The organism is Paenibacillus sp. Root52 (assembly GCF_001426865.1).
In the GTDB taxonomy this organism is placed as follows: Bacteria; Bacillota; Bacilli; order Paenibacillales; family Paenibacillaceae; genus Paenibacillus.
On record NZ_LMFO01000031.1, the window covers coordinates 233,255 to 249,982 of the forward strand.

Sequence of the window (16,728 nt, forward strand, 5' to 3'; positions counted from 1 at the left end):
AGTAGAGGCATGGCTGTCGGTACAAGCATAAGTAGAACATGTGCAGGAGGATGAGAGTCGGCATACACATAAGCAGAATCATGAGCACGACCATGAGATTCAGTATGAGCATGAGCGCCAGCACAAGCAGCAGAACAGGCATGATTATGAGCGTGGCTGTCAGCACAAGCACAAGCATAATCATAGGCAAGAAGCAGAAGCAAAAACATGAGGATGAGCATCAGCAGCAGAACATGGACATGATTATGAGCACAAGAGTGGCGTGACCATGAGTATCAGCCAAGCAAATGCAGAACACGGGCACGACCCATGGGAGTCAGTATGAGTATGAGCGACAACACAAGCAGAAGCATAGGCAAGAAGCAGAAGCAAAAACATGAGAATGAGCGTTAGCAGCAGAACATAAGCATGACCATGAGCATGAGTGACAGCACAAGCACAAGCAGAAGCGTAGGCAAGAAGCAGAAGCAAAAACAGGAGAATGAGCATCAGCAGAACATAAGCATGACCATGAGCTTAAGCACAAACATTAAATATGTGAATGAGGTAGGAGCCTAACGAACCGAGGACACGCTATTTAAGTGTATGTGGACGTTCCAGCAACGTAACGAATCGTAAACACCTTATTTTGTCGTATGACCTATCTTTTTAGTAATTTGAAGGTCTTTTTCGCGCAATAACGTGTCTGAGGTTCCTTAGCTTTGGAATCTCCTGAAATTGTGGCAAATAAGACGCCTAGGGTTCGTTAGAATTACACACAAGGTTAGGTTGAGGGAGGCTAAACTTAGAGGATTGCTAGATCGTAATTCGCACCGCGTGCAACTCCCAGCACGGGGTGCCCTATTTCATGACTAATGGATGAGACAATTGGGATTCAACAATGAGAGGGTAGGGGAGTTAGAAGACTAGAATAATATTAATGGAGTGGCACGCAGGTGTGTTGAGGTAGAGACTAAATCGAAGTAGAAGCTCATGTACATTACCATTATTGTTGTAATGGGTACGGCTTACATTGGAATTGTGCCAGGTGAGATGTAGTGTTAATGTCTTTAATATCTCTAATGTCTTCTCGTCCATGCCCCAGCCATCATCGATCACAAGACAAAGGTGAGACCAAAGTGCTCGGCTCCCTACGAACTTTCTGAGAAGTAGGCTGCATTGAAGCATACGTATCTCCTTTGCCTACTCTCTTGACTTAATCTTCTATATCGTTTGTGAGTAGTAAGGGACGATGATGTTACGCCGTAACGAAGAGTTTAACCTTAACTCCCCTTAATCTTTTGTTTGAATGTTTGAAGTTTTATTTACACCATAACGGAGAGGACAGAATAAAGCTGGAGAAGCGAAGCGCTCGCCTGCAAGCTTTCTGGAAGAAAGCTACATCGGAAGCATAAGCTATCCCCGGATTTTACCCTTTGGAAAAGGGAAATCCAAAAAATCCGGGGGTAACAGCGATCGGAGGGTTATTCTGTCCTCGGAGTGCCCTCGTGTAAATCAAGGTTTCAACTTAAGCAAACAAAAGATTAACCATCACCCATTTCCGTCAACACAACAGGCTGATATCCATTCCGCCGATTAATCAGCCACATGATGGCGAAGCCTGCGGCACCAATCAGGGAGAAGAATACCCCGATGTTGTACATAAGTTCAGCACCGAAGCTCTGGAACAACCAGCCGCCAAACAAACCTGCAATGACGCCGGATAGACCGCCCCATGCCATCGTATAGACGGCTTGACCGGAGGATCGATACGGTCTAGGAATAAACAGCATCGTGAGCTGTGTGCCTACATAGAAGTATCCACCGAAGGTAATAGAGTGCATCAGTTGAATAAGCACAACTTCAATAGGAAGAGTAGACTCAGCCATCAGTTGCCAACGGATGGCAAACAGTAGACTGACTAGGACAAGCATTGCGAGCAAGAAGCTCATCTTTCTTTTTAGATACCGATCCAGCAGTAAGAACACTCCAACTTCCAGAATGGAAGACGTGAAAATCGCCCAGCCGACCATTTGTTTGTTGCCGCCCATCTCCGTAATATAGAGCGACATGAAAGTGCTGTTCATTGCATTAGGCACGGATACAAGAACGCCAAGTCCAATGAATGCCATGAAATAGGGATTGAACATGACCTTTCCAAATCGGCGGAATGTGACTACAGGCGTATCTGAAGCAACCGGCTGTCTGGGCAGAAATACTGAGAATGCAAAGGCGACGATAATCATACACGCGAAGACGATGGATACACTGCCTATGCCAAGTCGATCAATTAGTGGACCAGCCGCTACCGCGGTTAGTGCCCAGCCTAAGGAACCCCATAGGCGGAAGGAACCGAACTTTTGCGAGGTACCATCAATGTATCCAAGGATCAAACTATTCGTTTGAGCGAATAACGGACTTTGAAAAAAATAAAAAACAATCATGGCTGTGTAGATCCAGGCATAGGTAGGGGCATGGAAGACAGCTTGAGAGAACACAAATGTGCCTCCCATCATAATCATTAGAATAATACGAATATTACGCGATTTATCGCTCCAGAACCCCCAGAAGGGATTCGCAAACAAGGAGACAAATGGGCCGATCGCCATGAGGCTACCGATCTCTAATTTGGTCATACCAATCTCTTGCAAGTATAATTGCAGAAATCCGGCGAAGATGGAGATTGCCCCATAGATGAAGAAATTATATAGTTTCAGCGAGACCAAAGAGGGATTGCCTCTTCCTGGTGCAAATTTATCCAATAGAGCCATTCCTTTCAGAATCATATTGTTCAATGTATCATTTGTTGTATGGGGATTCAATGTATAGACTAAAAGCTACTTTTTCTTATCAAGCATCGAATCGAAAATACTAGCACTGGAGGAGATCGTCGTGAGCACAACAGAGTGGACGGGCATCATTTTGGCAGGTGGTCAATCTAGGCGTATGGGATCGAACAAGGCACTATTGCCAGTGAAGGGTTCGACGTTGCTCAGCCAAATCGCTAGTTCAATGATACCAGAAGTCGCCCGCATTATTGTTGCGGGTGGCTCTCATGTCACCACATATGCAGAACTGGGTTATGAATGTGTTCAGGATCAATATCCGGGTAAGGGACCACTTGCTGGATTACACGCAGCGCTACAAGCTTCGGACACGAATTGGAACCTTGTATGCGCTTGTGATATGCCGTTGCTTAAACCTTCCTTTTTCGCAGGTATGAAGCAATTGGCCGAATCCAGCGATCAACATTCTGTCATTGTGCCACGAATAGCAGGACGTGTGCATCCACTTGCCGGTGTATATCACAGACATGTGCTTACAGAACTTACGCAATGCTTAGACCAAGACCGGTTACGAGTCACAGGCTGGTTGGAGGAGATGAATCCCCTCTATATCGACGTGCAAGAACTAGAAAGTGTAGGTGTTCTTGATGCGGTAGACCAGTTAAGCAATGTGAACACACCTCAAGAATACCAGTCTATTCGGAATCATGAACGTTAATTGTGCCACTTAGCTCTGACATGACTTGTGATTATCTATTCTTATATGTTTAATTAATCTGATCTTCTAATCGATTCCGTTCACGCCTGAAATCGCGCTGGAAGAATCGAGCGGAGCACTGCGGTTTTTTTTCAAGGTAGAGTTGCGATACTGAAGCGGGCTTTCGCCTGTCCAGCGTTTGAACTGCCTGCTGAAATGCGACAGATGGGTATAGCCAAGCTTCCATGCAATTTCCCCTAGGGATAGATCCGGTTGTTCAATGAGAACTTTGGCTTCCTGTAATTTAAGGCTTGATAGGTATGCACGCGGTGCTCGTCCGTATACTTTACGGAAGATCTGCAGACCATATCCTGGGCTGATCCCGAACGAAGCAATAATCTGCTCTACCTTTATCGTAGATACGTTGCCATCCTTATTTCTTAGCTGAGCGTGAAAAGCCTGCTTAATCGCTTCCGCAATCGCCCCTGCGTAGTGCATAGCCGTCGGTGCGGGTGTATTGGGCGCAGATCCAGACATCGTAGAGACGGGTTCACGATCGGCTGTCTGGGACAAGAGTGCAAATAACTCAAACATCCGTGCCTGCATTATAAACTTATCTGTCGAAGTATAAGCCTCCGTTTGTTTAATCATGCCCATCCAGCTCTCCAGTATAGCGCGCATTTTCAGATTGTCCGGTGTGCCCGCCTCGTAGATTCGACTGTGTCTGGACATCAGCTTTAATATAAATACAGGATCGTCCACATTGAAGTGGGCGCTAAAATAAGTCATGCCCGTGGTAGAGACACATTGGTTGGTATGTTTGTATCCCGGGGGAATTAAGAGAATGTCGCCTTCTTCTACCAAATGTCTATATCCGTGAATGATACTCTCTTGTGTACCTTCCAATATGAGGAGCAGCTCGAAGCCTGGGTGTGACTCTTCTGGCATCGTCCACCCCATCTGCACTTGCTGGCTATGTGCGCCGTACAGCTTGATGTTGCAATCAATAATCGGCAGCCAGTGTGCCATTAGGTGTTGCGGCATTTCTCGAAGCTGTAATTTAGTTTCCATAACGTCACCTCGGAAAAGGGTAAAAACAACTCGCTTTGTACAATCGGCACCCTTAGTATACTTCATTATAATCAGTTTAACCCTGATATTCATAATCATTGGATTCTGGTAAGAAACTAGGGATAGCCTGCATATATAGTACACGGTTATTGCTAGTTATGTAAACGTTATCATTCACAGAGTCATGGAGTGCCTGTTGGATATGTGGAGCATTGCCTTAATTGCTTTAAGTGCATGTTCAAAAAGGACGGTTTTCAGTACCAAGAAGATGGGATGAAGATAGAAATGGAGTAGCGGAGCGTAGGCAAACCTACGTGAGTAACTACATTGTTTCTGAAGGAAACAAGCTTCGTAAGCATCCACTTATTTCGGCTGAGTCCCAACTTCGACGCTGAAATGCCTCAGGGCATCCTGTGTAATCAAAAGCGGACTTTTTGAACGACATCTTTAACGGAAGTAACATACTTTTCCCATCAGAAGGAGAATTACAATGGACAAGTTATTATACGGTGTAGCTTACTACGATGAATATATGCCTTATGAGCGATTAGACCAAGATATTCAGATGATGAAGGATGCAGGAATTAACGTGGTACGGATCGCAGAGTCTACTTGGAGCACGCATGAACCACAGAACGGAGTATTTGATTTCTCTTCGGTGGATCGTGTTCTGGATGCGATGCATCAGGCGGGGATTCAGGTGATTGTAGGTACGCCAACGTATGCGGTTCCGACATGGATGGTTAAGGAACATCCGAATGTGCTCGCAACAACGGTGCAAGGGCCAGGAAAATATGGCGCACGTCAGATCATGGATATCACGAATCCAACCTATCTATTCTATGCAGAGCGGATTATCCGCAAGTTGATCTCTAGAGTGAGCACCCACCCAGCCGTTATTGGATATCAGACGGATAATGAGACCAAGCACTATAATACGGCAGGGGATAACGTGCAGTTACAGTTCGTCAAATATATGCGAAGCCAATTCAGCTCCTTGGACGAGCTTAACAAAGAGTTTGGACTCGACTATTGGAGTAACCGGATTAATAGCTGGGAGGATTTCCCTTCGGTTGTAGGTACGATTAATGGTAGTCTCGGTGCTGAATTTGCGAAGTTCCAGCGTCAGCTCGTGACAGACTTCTTGGCCTGGCAGGTTGGCATTGTGAATGAATACAAGCAGGAGGGGCAGTTCGTTACCCAAAACTTCGATTTTGAATGGCGCGGTTACTCTTATGGTATTCAAGGGGATGTAGATCATTTTGCTGCATCGAAGGCTTTTGACATCACCAGCGTTGATATCTATCATCCGTCTCAGGATGATCTTACCGGGATTGAAATCTCGTTCGGCGGTGACGTTGCACGTTCGACGAAACAATCCAATTATCTGGTGTTGGAGACGGAGGCTCAGGCATTCTGGCACTGGGTTCCTTACCCGGGACAACTCCGGCTTCAGGCGTTCAGCCACCTAGCTTCTGGCGCAAATATGGTTGCATACTGGCATTGGCATTCCCTACACAATTCGTTCGAGACGTATTGGAAAGGATTGCTTAGTCACGATTTTGAACCTAATCCAGTGTATGAAGAGGCCAAAACGATAGGTAGAGATTTTGCCAGACTCAGTCCGCAGCTCATCAATCTGAAGAAGACCAACCGTGTTGCAGTTCTGTTTAGCAATGAGTCATACACAGCGATTAAGTGGTTCGGATTTAACTTCACCAGCGATAAAAACTATAACGACGTCGTGCGCTGGATGTACGATGAGTTGTACAAAATGAATATCGGCTGTGACCTCATCGATCCATCCGTGGAGAGTTATGAAGGATATGATGTCATCATTGTGCCTGCGCTGTACGCTGCATCAGATGCCCTACTGGAGAAGCTGAATCAATTCGTTCAGGGTGGGGGACATGTTGTCTACTCCTTCAAGAGTGGGTTCACGAATGAACATGTGAAGGTTCGCTCGACCCGTCAACCGGGAATTATCAGCGAGGCGTGCGGGATTAACTATAATCTCTTCGTTGAGCCAAAACATGTTGCGTTGCGAGATGATCCTTTTGCCGTAGGAGAAGAGCAGAACCAAGTTCACACGTGGATGGAACTCATTACACCGACCACAGCAGAGGTGCTGGCATGGTACGATCACCCGCACTGGGGACAATACGCTGCAATTACTCAGAACAGCTATGGTCAAGGAAAGGCAACCTATGTGGGATGCTTTACTAGCTCGGCTGTCATCCATAAGGTGCTGGAGCGTGTGATGAAAGAAGCTGGCGTATGGGGAGCAGATCAGGAGTTAGCTTTCCCAATTATCGTGAAGACAGGTGTGAATGAGCTAGGCAACACCATTCGTTATTATTTTAATTACTCCGATCAGCCCGTTTCCTTCGTACACGCACATGACGGCGGAACCGAGCTTCTGACTGGAACTGTGATAGAGAAGGGTCAGACGATTGAACTGGAGCGATGGGGAATTCAGATTATTGAGCAACAAGGGTAGCTAGCACGCCGCATAATAATTGAAAACAAAAGACCAAGACGCCCTCGGCAATATGCTGGGGCGTTTGTCTTATTTTTGCTTGGGAGTGGGCGCCGTGTTAATCGAGCTTTATCGAAAACTTACAGATCCGTTCAAACGCAGCATTCGCAACAAATTGATTCTCACAATGGCACTGCTTGCCGTGCTGCCTGTCATTATCATGACGGCGATGGCTGCGGAGAATACTCGTTCTTCCATGGAAGAGGAGATTATGCAAACGAACCGTGCCAATATGAACTGGGCTTCGATCTATCTGGGCGAGCAATTCGCTCGGATGAATAATATCGTTTACTCCATCCAGATCAGTGATGAGGTTCACCAATACCTTGCATTAAATAAGGATGCTTCGGCGGCAAGTCGGTTTGATGAGCAAAAGTCCATGTTCAATATGTTAAACAGTGTCTATTACTCCGCTGGAAATTATGTATTTGGTGTGGAGCTGTATTTGAAGGAATTAGGTACGCTGTTCACCTTCAACTCGATGGAGAGTCGCATCAAAACCGTTACTGAAATTCCGAAGGGGTATCGTGAGCTTTTTGATCAGCATAAGGACTTTACCATCAACAATGATGAGAGTGACCCGGATAAGTTTCATATGACTCGCAGCATGAACCGATTTGAGGATCAGGAGCAGATCGGGGCGATTAGTCTTGAAGTGAAATGGGCTGAATTCAATCAAACGCTGGAACTGCTGGACACTCGGGGAGATTACTCGGTGTACATCGCAGATCGGTCAGGGACGGTGCTCTATCAGCCTGACCGCATGCAACCGCCGTCAACGGAGGCACTGCAACAAGTGGCGAAATCTATCGACGAATCAGGTTTGATTCGTACAGCCAACTCATACGTATTTTATAACTCCATTGAGCCATCAGGGCTGCGCCTTATCAAAGTTGTACCTACCCATGTCATTAATGAGAGTGCGTTGGAAACGATGAAATACGGGCTTGTGGTGGGCGGACTAGCTGCTGTATTTTCCATTGGGATTGCTGTTCTCGTGGCATGGCGCACCTCGAAACCAATTGTTAGACTGGCCAATTCCATGAAAGGCATTCGGCTTATCAAGGATAAGGAAGTGGTTCGCAGTGGACGGGTGGATGAGATTGGATTGCTGGAGAAAAATCTACATGGCATGGCGAGTCGCATCCGAGAGCATATTCGGGATAATTATTTAATGAATTTAGAGAAACAGACAGCGGAGCTCAAAGCGTTGCAATCACAGATTCATCCTCATTTTCTTCAAAATACATTACAGATGATCGGCGGCATGATTTATTCGCAGAAACCGGAGGACAGCTACAGAGTCATTCGTGCATTAAGCGAGATGTTCCGCTATATCGTCAGAGCTCCGGATGGTCTTGTGCCGCTCCAGTCTGAGTTAGATCAATTGGAGCACTATATGTTGATCCAGAAACAGCGATTTGCGAGCAAGCTGGAATACAACATGGAGATGGATGGTGCTATCGGTGACTGTTATATTCCTAAGTTATCTCTACAACCTATCGTGGAGAATGCCTTTGTCCATGGTTTGGAGAAGAAGCAGGGGGAGTGGAGATTACGCGTCGAGGTGATCCGAGAGCATGATGAGGTACTTATTCGAATCAGTGATAATGGCGTTGGGATCGATCAGGAGAAATTAAGTGAGATGCAATTGAGACTGTCCAGGATGTCTCAACAGGGAGATCGTGTCTGGAGCACAGGTACAAGCATTGGTCTTGTGAATGCTGCGTCACGGATCGTAATGCATTTCGGGCCTGCATATGGCATGAGCATTGAAAGTGAGCAAGGACAGGGCACGAGCGTGATGATTCGGATTCCCTGTTCTACAGGAGGCGAACGCTTATGAATAAAGAGCAAATGCAGTACAAAGTGTTGCTCGTAGACGACGAGCCGTGGAATCGTGATATTTTACGCAACCTGGGGGCGTGGGCAGAGCTAGGCATGATTGTAGCTGGTGAAGCAGAGGACGGTCAGGAGGCGCTCCAGTTGATCGGACAACTTCAGCCTCATATCATCATTACGGACATGCGAATGCCCGGTACAGACGGTGTAGAACTGCTACAGACGTTAAGTGCACAGTATCCAATGATCAAAGTGATTGTGGTCAGTGGGTATGACGATTTTAATTATGCGAAGCATGCCATCCGTCACCGTGCGGCAGATTACTTATTGAAGCCTGTGAATCCAGAAGAGTTAAATGCGGTATTAGCCAAGTGTCAACGAGAACTGGAAAAGACAGCATACGGGCCTGAATCCTGGGAGCCTTATTCATCTGCCTTTGCTAGTGAGTTTGCGGTATTTCAGCATCAGCTCAGGCTGCGCTTCAACGACCTGAATACTGCGGGACTTCTAGAATTGTTCCAACAGCTTGAGAGCACATTGATGGGTACGGAGATTCACAGACCGCAGCAACTAGGACGGATTGTATACGAATTGCAGACCTTGCTTACAGAGCTATGTGGAACCAATGCGTTGTGTGAGCAGCAGCCTTCCTCCGCTGTGTTGCCTCCCGCTCATATTCTATCCTCCATCTCGACTGCTGTGGAATGGGTGGCTGCTTCCTATGAACAAGCGTTGGAACAACTGATTGCACAGCGCAAATTCAAGAATCGATTGAATCTGGATGAAGTGAAGCAATATATCGAACAGCATTGCATGGAGCTAATAACATTAGAGCAGCTTGCGCAGATCTTTTTTGTCAGCAAGGAATATATGAGTAAGGTGTACAAGCGCGAATATGGCGTGAATGTGAGTGATTATATCGTACAACTGCGCATGGCGAGAGCCAAGGAGTGGGTGCTAGATGACCAGGTTCCATTCAAACATATTGCAGAAATGACTGGATATGAGGACGTATCGTACTTTTACCGTGTATTCAAAAAACACTTTGGACTGTCGCCTGGTGAGATGCGTAAAGGTCATACGAATTCATTCGACTAATGACATGTCGTACACTCGCGTTTCCAGAATCGTTACTTGGATTAAGGTTTAAAATAATCCAATACATGAGTCTAATTTTGTCCAATGAAGCGCTTACATTTAGTGATATATAATAATCCCATGAAAGACAAAGCAGTCACACCGGGAGGTCATAAGAGATGAAGATATGGAAAAGCGTAGCGAGTGCGGTTCTGGTAAGCGTTCTGCTGGCAGGTTGCGGTTCCAATGCGGGTACAGAAAGTTCGGAGGGAGGCACTGCAGCAGGAAGCACCGTTTCGCTCAAAATATTCGTCGCACAACCACGGCTGAAAGAACACTACGATAAATATATAGAACAGTTCAAAGCCAAGGAGAAAGCTGAGAAAAATATTGAAGTGAACGTGCAGCTGGAGATGCCACCAGCAGATAATGCAGCCCAGATCCTCAAAACACGTCTTGCCTCCAATGATGCACCAGACGTATTCGCCCTTCATGCTGTTAACGAGATTCCACCTTTCAGTAAGGCGGGGTACTTGGAGGATCTATCCGGGCAACCGTTCGTGGATAAGCTGCTCGATTCGGTTAAACCATCGGTTACTGATTCAAGTGGGAAAGTCGTAGCGGTTCCTTTGGAAACGTTATCATGGGGATACCTCTATAACAAGGATATTTTCGAAGAGCAAGGGTTGGAAGTACCAACGACCTTAACTGAGATGAAAGCAGTGGTAGAGAAGCTGAAGTCAGCAGGCATTACACCATTTGAACTTTCTTACAAAGAGGCTTGGGTTCCTCAGCTCTTCTTGCCGCTTACAGTAGGCGCGCTGTCACAGACGGATCACAAGGATTTCTTAGATAAAATGAATCAAGATCAAGGTTCATTCTCGGACATGAAGGCAATCTTTGATATCTTCGATCTGGTCACAGCTAATGGTACAGAACGAGCGTTGGAAGTAGGGCCAGACGATGCAGCAGCAGCCTTTGCAACAGGCAAAGCAGCAATGTGGGTACAGGGACCGTGGTATGCAGAGACAATCTTAAAGTCTAACCCGGATATGAACTTTGGTGTGGCACCGATGCCGATCGACGACAACCCGGACAATACAAAGATTAACCTGAGTACCTCTACTTCACTAGCCGTATCCTCTTCAAGTAAAAACAAAGAAGTGGCGCTCGATTTTGTAAACTATGTTCTCGATGACAAGGATTCTAGCGGCTTCTATGAGGCTTTGAAATTCAATCCTGTGGCTAAAATTCATGACTTCAAGAGCTTCCCTTGGGTTGACGATGCGCTGAAATATGTGAATGAAGGCAAGGCTTATCAAGACCCGGCCGTTCCTCAAGCGGTCAAAGATGAGTCTGGTAAAGTATTGCAAGGCTACTACTCCGGTCAGTTGAATCAGCAGCAGGTTATCGATGCACTCGACAAGGCATGGAAGTCCTACAACAAAGTCAACAAGTAAGGAGCTGCGAGTAACTTCGTACCCGCTATTGTTGGCAAAATCTCGCGGTCTGGGAGTTTTGTCAACAAATTAGCGGTACTTTATTCTTCGCAGTCCCTAAGCAGATGAAACGGCTGGCAGAACGTACTTCGTTCCCCCGTTCACACTAAGTCTGTTTATGGAGGTTGTTCAAAAGCTGAAAACCGCCTTTTTGAACACGCACTTACAGTAAAAGGGGGAGATTCTATGGCTACGAATGTGTTCAAGAAGTATCTGTCATTGCTTGCGTTCACTGCGCCTGCCTTTGTCATCTATGCGATATTCCTGCTGATCCCGACATTTAGCGGTATGTTTTATAGCTTGACGGACTGGAACGGACTTAATCGGGATTATAGCTTTATCGGTCTAAGTAACTTTATCGAACTATTTAAGGAAGACCCTGACTTTCTGAATTCCTTGTGGTTCACGATGAAGTATGTGGTGTTTATGCTTATCCTGCAAAATGGGATTGCTTTACTGCTCGCCGTATTCATTGAGACACGGACACGCAGCAAAGGATTGTTCCGAACCTTGTTTTTCATGCCAAACATGATTAGTACAATCATCAGTGCATTTATGTGGACATTTATATTCTCTCAAGTTCTGCCGCAGCTAGCAGAGAAACTCGCTTTTTCTCTGCTAGACCAGCAATGGTTGGGTGATCCGAAGGTATCCTTTTACTCCATCATCATCGTGTCGCTCTGGAATGGTGTAGGGTATATGATGATCATCTATCTTGCTGCATTACAAGGTGTCCCGAAGAGCCTGAAGGAAGCTGCCACGATCGATGGGGCAAATGCATTCCAAGTGTTACGTAATGTCGTTATGCCGATGATTACCCATGCAATAACCATCTGTTTCTTCCTGACATTGAACGGTGCCTTCAAAGTATTTGAAGTGGTGTATGGTCTGACAGGCGGTGGTCCAGGTAGAGCGACACAGGTTATTACGATGAACATCTATGAAGAGGCATTCTCTAATAACTTCAGATATGGATATGCGAGTGCCAAATCGGTTGTGCTGTTCATCATCGTTCTGATCTTCACATTGATTCAGATTACGGTGATGAAGAAGAAAGAGGTGGAAGCATGAGAATGCAACGACTGAACAGCTATCTCATCCGACTGCTGCTGATCATAGGTTCTCTCTTCGCTATGTTGCCGATCTATATGGCTGTAGTGAACTCGTTCAAAACACAAGGCGAGATGTTCCAATCCTTTATCGCATTGCCGACCACACTGCATTGGGAGAACTATGCAGAAGCATTTACCAAAATCAATTTGCTGCACAGCTCCATGAACTCGGCAATTGTCTCATTCCTTGGCATTGGCGGAATTGTACTCACAGCCTCGATGGCTGGATACAAGCTGTCCCGAACATCAGGCCGACTAAGCAATATCATCTTCTTCCTGTTTGTAGCATCTATGTTAGTTCCATTCCACTCCATTATGATTCCACTGACACGGATGGCGAGAGGGCTTTCGGTTCAGGGCAGTACGTATGGTCTGGCTCTGATCTACATTGGACTTGGTGTTAACATGGCAATCTTCCTCTATCACGGGTTTGTGAAGTCTATTCCGCGTGAATTGGAGGAGTCTGCGCAGATGGATGGGTGTAATGAGTTCCAGACCTTCTTTCAGATTATTTTCCCGTTATTGTTACCAATTACGGTGACCATTGCGATTCTGGACTTCCTCTGGATCTGGAATGATTTCTTATTACCATTGTTGATGCTAACCGATGTGAATAACTATACGCTTATTTTGTCCACGAATATGCTGTTTGGCGAATACAACAAGGAATGGCCACTGATTCTGTCCTCCTTGGTGTTAACCGCAATTCCTGTCATTCTGATCTATGCTTTCTTCCAGAAGTTCATCATGGAGGGGATTGCTGAGGGTGCGGTAAAAGGGTAAGCGTGAGAAGACTAAAAAGAGGAACTGGTGTAAGAGAAGAGAAACAGAGAGTGCAGAATATAGAGCAAAGGATCTAAAATATAATAACAAGCCGTCAAGATGAGGAGAGTATTCTCGCTCCGTTCTTGGCGGCTTTTGAATTTACTTTTCAAGAGAAGAGAGCAACTCACGTACCGTTTCTGCAAGAATGACTATCCCTTGTTCCATCTGCTCTGGTGTGCAATATGCATAGGACAGGCGAATGTGCTCTTGATCGAGACGGTTGTATAAGTATCCAGGGTGGATAAGTACACCACGATCTAAGCACATCTGGAAGAGTCGTCTGATGGAGAGCGGAGCACAAGTTAATTGCAGCCAGATATAGAACCCGCCACGAGGAATATTCCACTGAGCAAGTTCACCGAAATATCGTTGCAGCAGTTCCAACATACAGTCACGTCGGCTGCGTAGCTCAGGTCTTAGACGATCCATGTGCCGCTCGTGATATCCGTCAGCAAACCATACCGCAGCAGCTTCTTGTGCCAGAGAGCTTGTCCCATAATCCGTCTGCATCTTAATATCCGCGAGCCGGCGAATGACGGGTTCTGGGCCGACCAACCAGCCAAGGCGCAGACCAGGACTGACCGTTTTTGAGAGTGTGCCCATATGCAGTACGCGTCCCTCTCGATCTAACGCTTTTAGCGGTTTAGTATGACGGCATGGAGCGGTTTTATTTTGCCTTAACGACAGCAGTGGTATCCTGGGTATGGTTTTTGGGACTAGCGGGGGCAGGCAGAGGCATGGGGCGGTTAGATCGTACAGGGCGTATGAGTGTGATGTTCAATCGAATCTCGGCTGTAATCTTAGTTGGTGTGGCGGGCATGATGCTGTGGAAACTGCTTCAATCGTTATAAATAGGGCGTAATTTATTGTTCAACATGTCAGGTTCAATATGTCATTCAGTAATAAAAAGGAGCTGTCCCATAAGTCATGAATATGACGGGGACAGCCCTTTAGCGTTCTAACATCCACTCAAGGAGGTTGCCACTGCTAGAACGGGATTTAATCTGCTTTTAATAGCATGGATTCAATAAATACTTTCAACTCGTGACTTGTATGATTCAATCGCTCAATAACATCACTGAACTCCGTGACAACTTCCGCTTGGTTGCTGCTGGACTGTGCGATGGATGTAATCTCATCCTCCATGTTTTTCATGGACTGTTGAACATCACGTAGAGAGCGTTCGATGTTGACCGTTGCTTCTTTTGTTCCAGCGGATAGTTTACGTACTTCGGATGCAACAACGCCGAATCCTGCGCCCATGTGACCTGCTCGTGCAGCTTCAATGGCGGCATTGAGACCAAGCAGGTTCGTTTGTTCAGAAATTTCTCGAATGAACGATGCCACTTTGGTTACCTCGCCCGAATTCTGTACCGCCTGCCGCGTGTTGTCCAGGATTTGAGAAGAGGATGCTGATAATTGCTGGGACTGGGCAGCTACCGTCTGCACCATATCCTGAAGCCTGCCGCTGATGTCCGTAATCAGTTGGGTGAAGTGCTCCAGCTTCTCTTCGTTTTTGAGTGAGAAACCGATGGCAAAGGAGCCTACAATGGTTCCGTTCTCGTCTCGAAGTGGTGTAGCTGAAGAGTTAATGGTTGTGCCATAGAATTCTTCGGGAATCCGATTAGCGGATGTTTCCCCATGAATCAATGCACGGCGGAGAGTAGGATCTTCTAATGAGATCGGATCGCCCGCTCGAATGCCCAGATCACAATCTTCACTCGGGACGTAATACACAAATTTCTCGGTATCCGTCACGGCGAGCATCAGATCGTCTTTGAGAAACATAACTTTAAAATAAGGACAGGCTGCTACAAGGGCATCAACAATATTCAATTTGGTCAACTCCTACATGATGTCTGATATGTTCGGTTCGTGGTGCTACGTTATCACCTTAAATCATGAAGCTATGTAAATAGGCTAAACGTATAATTAACTTTATCATAAAGATTTGAAACAGTTATGGAATTGGTGAGAAAGAAAATTTACCTACAAATAAGAGATATATGCCTTAATGAGAGTATATGTCCTATAAAAAAGCCCAGAGGTTCTCTCTGGGCAGTGTAATCGTGTTAAATTACATATTCGATATAGTTAAGCAATGCAAACGACAAGAGCGAGTACACGTGCTATACACTCTCGGTGTGCTCAGTGTACTCAATGTGCTCGATATACTGGATGGATGCAACATACGAGCTTTAGATGTTTGGAGCAGGTTGACCCTGTGTTCCAGATATCGATCTATAGCCCTTACCCACCAATCTGGGACATCCGTCTCGCGGTTGGTGTATGACTTTGCATTTTTTGTTCCAGTGCCATAGCCATCTCATGATTCTTCGGTTTGGTGCCGAGTGCTTTGAGGAAAAGAGCAGCCATCGCCGCAGGGTCATCGACAAAGCGCCGTACGTTATACTCATCTGACCAATATAAGCAGGCTTTGATATGCCCATCTGCGGTCAGACGGAGACGATTACAGTTATCACAGAAGTGGTCACTTACCGGATGAATTAATCCGAATGTACCTTGTGAGCCTGAAATTTTCATGTTTCGTGAGGGGCCGTTCCCGGCAGGGCCTTCGGTATGATCCACAGTCCATCCGGCCTCTGCACATACATCAGTCACAGCTTCGAGCGGCAAATAGGATTTGCGCCACGAGTCAGAAGCATGCCCAATCGGCATGTATTCAATGAACCGAACATGAAGTGGTTGGTCAAGGGTTAGCGCGATGAAGTCCTTGATCTCATCGTCATTAATGCCTTTCATCAGTACCACATTCAGCTTAATCGGTTCGAGCCCAACGTTGGTAGCTGCCTCAATGCCTTTCAGCACCTTGTTCACATCACCGCCACGGGTAATCATGGAGAAGCGGTCAGCTCGCAAGGAATCCAGACTGATATTAATTCGGTTCAATCCAGCATCCTTCAGCGCCTGAGCCTGCTTGTCCAGCAGCAATGCATTTGTAGTTAAAGCAATATCATCAATTCCGTCAATGGCGGAGATCATCGCGACGAGCTTGTGCAGGTCTTTGCGTACTAATGGTTCACCGCCGGTTAAGCGCACTTTGCGCATTCCCATAGGAGCCAGCACTCGAAGTACCTGAGCAATTTCTTCATAGCTCATAATTTCATCATGGGGGGCGAATTCCATGCCCTCGGCTGGCATGCAGTATACACAACGCAAATTACAGCGGTCCGTAACAGAAATACGGATATAGTCATGTATTCTGCCAAATGAGTCCTGGAGCATTTCCATGCAGACCACCCTTTCATCCTCTCAGATTGGAGTTACAACATGCTAACCA

General features: G+C 46.2%; 15 protein-coding genes. 10 read left to right on the forward strand and 5 right to left on the reverse strand.

Going from position 1 to position 16,728, the window contains the following annotated elements:
- The first annotated feature begins 110 nt into the window (after window positions 1–110).
- On the forward strand, window positions 111–266 hold the full coding sequence (locus tag ASD24_RS25935) for a hypothetical protein (protein WP_162248977.1): 156 nt from the start codon (window positions 111–113) through the stop codon (window positions 264–266).
- Window positions 267–420: 154 nt separating this feature from the next.
- The gene (locus ASD24_RS30475) at window positions 421–558 is read left to right on the forward strand and encodes a hypothetical protein (RefSeq protein WP_156395554.1); all 138 of its coding nucleotides are present in this window, start codon (window positions 421–423) and stop codon (window positions 556–558) included.
- A gap of 965 nt (window positions 559–1,523) precedes the next feature.
- Here the strand turns inward: ASD24_RS30475 and ASD24_RS25940 are convergent.
- The gene (locus ASD24_RS25940; protein WP_397338603.1) at window positions 1,524–2,765 is read right to left on the reverse strand and encodes an MFS transporter; all 1,242 of its coding nucleotides are present in this window, start codon (window positions 2,763–2,765) and stop codon (window positions 1,524–1,526) included.
- Window positions 2,766–2,871: 106 nt separating this feature from the next.
- Here ASD24_RS25940 and mobA point away from each other — a divergent pair, with 106 nt between their 5' ends.
- Complete coding sequence (gene mobA / locus ASD24_RS25945) at window positions 2,872–3,483, forward strand: molybdenum cofactor guanylyltransferase (RefSeq protein ID WP_056702090.1); 612 nt, start codon at window positions 2,872–2,874, stop codon at window positions 3,481–3,483.
- Window positions 3,484–3,549: 66 nt separating this feature from the next.
- On the opposite strand, the gene ASD24_RS25950 is transcribed toward mobA, so the two are convergent.
- Window positions 3,550–4,533 carry an AraC family transcriptional regulator gene (locus tag ASD24_RS25950; protein WP_082560561.1) on the reverse strand — a complete coding sequence of 328 codons (984 nt, stop codon included), beginning with the start codon at window positions 4,531–4,533 and terminating at the stop codon, window positions 3,550–3,552.
- A 490-nt stretch (window positions 4,534–5,023) separates the two neighbouring features.
- Here ASD24_RS25950 and ASD24_RS25955 point away from each other — a divergent pair, with 490 nt between their 5' ends.
- The 6 genes from ASD24_RS25955 to ASD24_RS25980 all read left to right on the forward strand — a co-directional run bounded on the left by ASD24_RS25955 (window position 5,024) and on the right by ASD24_RS25980 (window position 13,385).
- Window positions 5,024–7,033: a beta-galactosidase gene (locus tag ASD24_RS25955; RefSeq protein ID WP_056702092.1), complete on the forward strand. Its 2,010-nt coding sequence runs from the start codon at window positions 5,024–5,026 to the stop codon at window positions 7,031–7,033.
- Window positions 7,034–7,127: 94 nt separating this feature from the next.
- Window positions 7,128–8,918 carry a sensor histidine kinase gene (locus ASD24_RS25960; protein WP_327205259.1) on the forward strand — a complete coding sequence of 597 codons (1,791 nt, stop codon included), beginning with the start codon at window positions 7,128–7,130 and terminating at the stop codon, window positions 8,916–8,918.
- Entirely contained in the window at window positions 8,915–10,012 is a 1,098-nt protein-coding gene (locus ASD24_RS25965) for a response regulator transcription factor (protein ID WP_082560562.1), read from the forward strand. Before ASD24_RS25960 ends, ASD24_RS25965 begins: the two co-directional genes overlap by 4 nt.
- 158 nt (window positions 10,013–10,170) lie before the next feature.
- A complete protein-coding gene (locus ASD24_RS25970; protein ID WP_056702095.1) occupies window positions 10,171–11,451 on the forward strand; it encodes an ABC transporter substrate-binding protein in 1,281 nt (426 codons plus the stop codon).
- Window positions 11,452–11,676: 225 nt separating this feature from the next.
- Window positions 11,677–12,561 carry a carbohydrate ABC transporter permease gene (locus ASD24_RS25975; RefSeq protein WP_056702097.1) on the forward strand — a complete coding sequence of 295 codons (885 nt, stop codon included), beginning with the start codon at window positions 11,677–11,679 and terminating at the stop codon, window positions 12,559–12,561.
- The gene (locus tag ASD24_RS25980) at window positions 12,558–13,385 is read left to right on the forward strand and encodes a carbohydrate ABC transporter permease (protein ID WP_056702100.1); all 828 of its coding nucleotides are present in this window, start codon (window positions 12,558–12,560) and stop codon (window positions 13,383–13,385) included. The genes ASD24_RS25975 and ASD24_RS25980 overlap by 4 nt, the downstream gene beginning before the upstream one ends.
- 141 nt (window positions 13,386–13,526) lie before the next feature.
- Here ASD24_RS25980 and ASD24_RS25985 read toward each other — a convergent pair whose 3' ends face one another.
- Window positions 13,527–14,156, reverse strand: a complete 630-nt coding sequence (locus tag ASD24_RS25985) for a PLP-dependent aminotransferase family protein (protein WP_327205261.1) — start codon at window positions 14,154–14,156, stop codon at window positions 13,527–13,529.
- Between ASD24_RS25985 and ASD24_RS30480 the strand changes: the two genes are divergently transcribed.
- Window positions 14,084–14,278: a hypothetical protein gene (locus ASD24_RS30480; RefSeq protein WP_156395555.1), complete on the forward strand. Its 195-nt coding sequence runs from the start codon at window positions 14,084–14,086 to the stop codon at window positions 14,276–14,278. The genes ASD24_RS25985 and ASD24_RS30480 overlap by 73 nt on opposite strands.
- A 148-nt stretch (window positions 14,279–14,426) precedes the next feature.
- Here ASD24_RS30480 and ASD24_RS31460 read toward each other — a convergent pair whose 3' ends face one another.
- On the reverse strand, window positions 14,427–15,263 hold the full coding sequence (locus ASD24_RS31460; protein WP_056702103.1) for a methyl-accepting chemotaxis protein: 837 nt from the start codon (window positions 15,261–15,263) through the stop codon (window positions 14,427–14,429).
- Window positions 15,264–15,677: 414 nt separating this feature from the next.
- Window positions 15,678–16,679, reverse strand: a complete 1,002-nt coding sequence (gene moaA / locus ASD24_RS25995) for a GTP 3',8-cyclase MoaA (protein WP_056702105.1) — start codon at window positions 16,677–16,679, stop codon at window positions 15,678–15,680.
- Window positions 16,680–16,728: the final 49 nt, after the last annotated feature.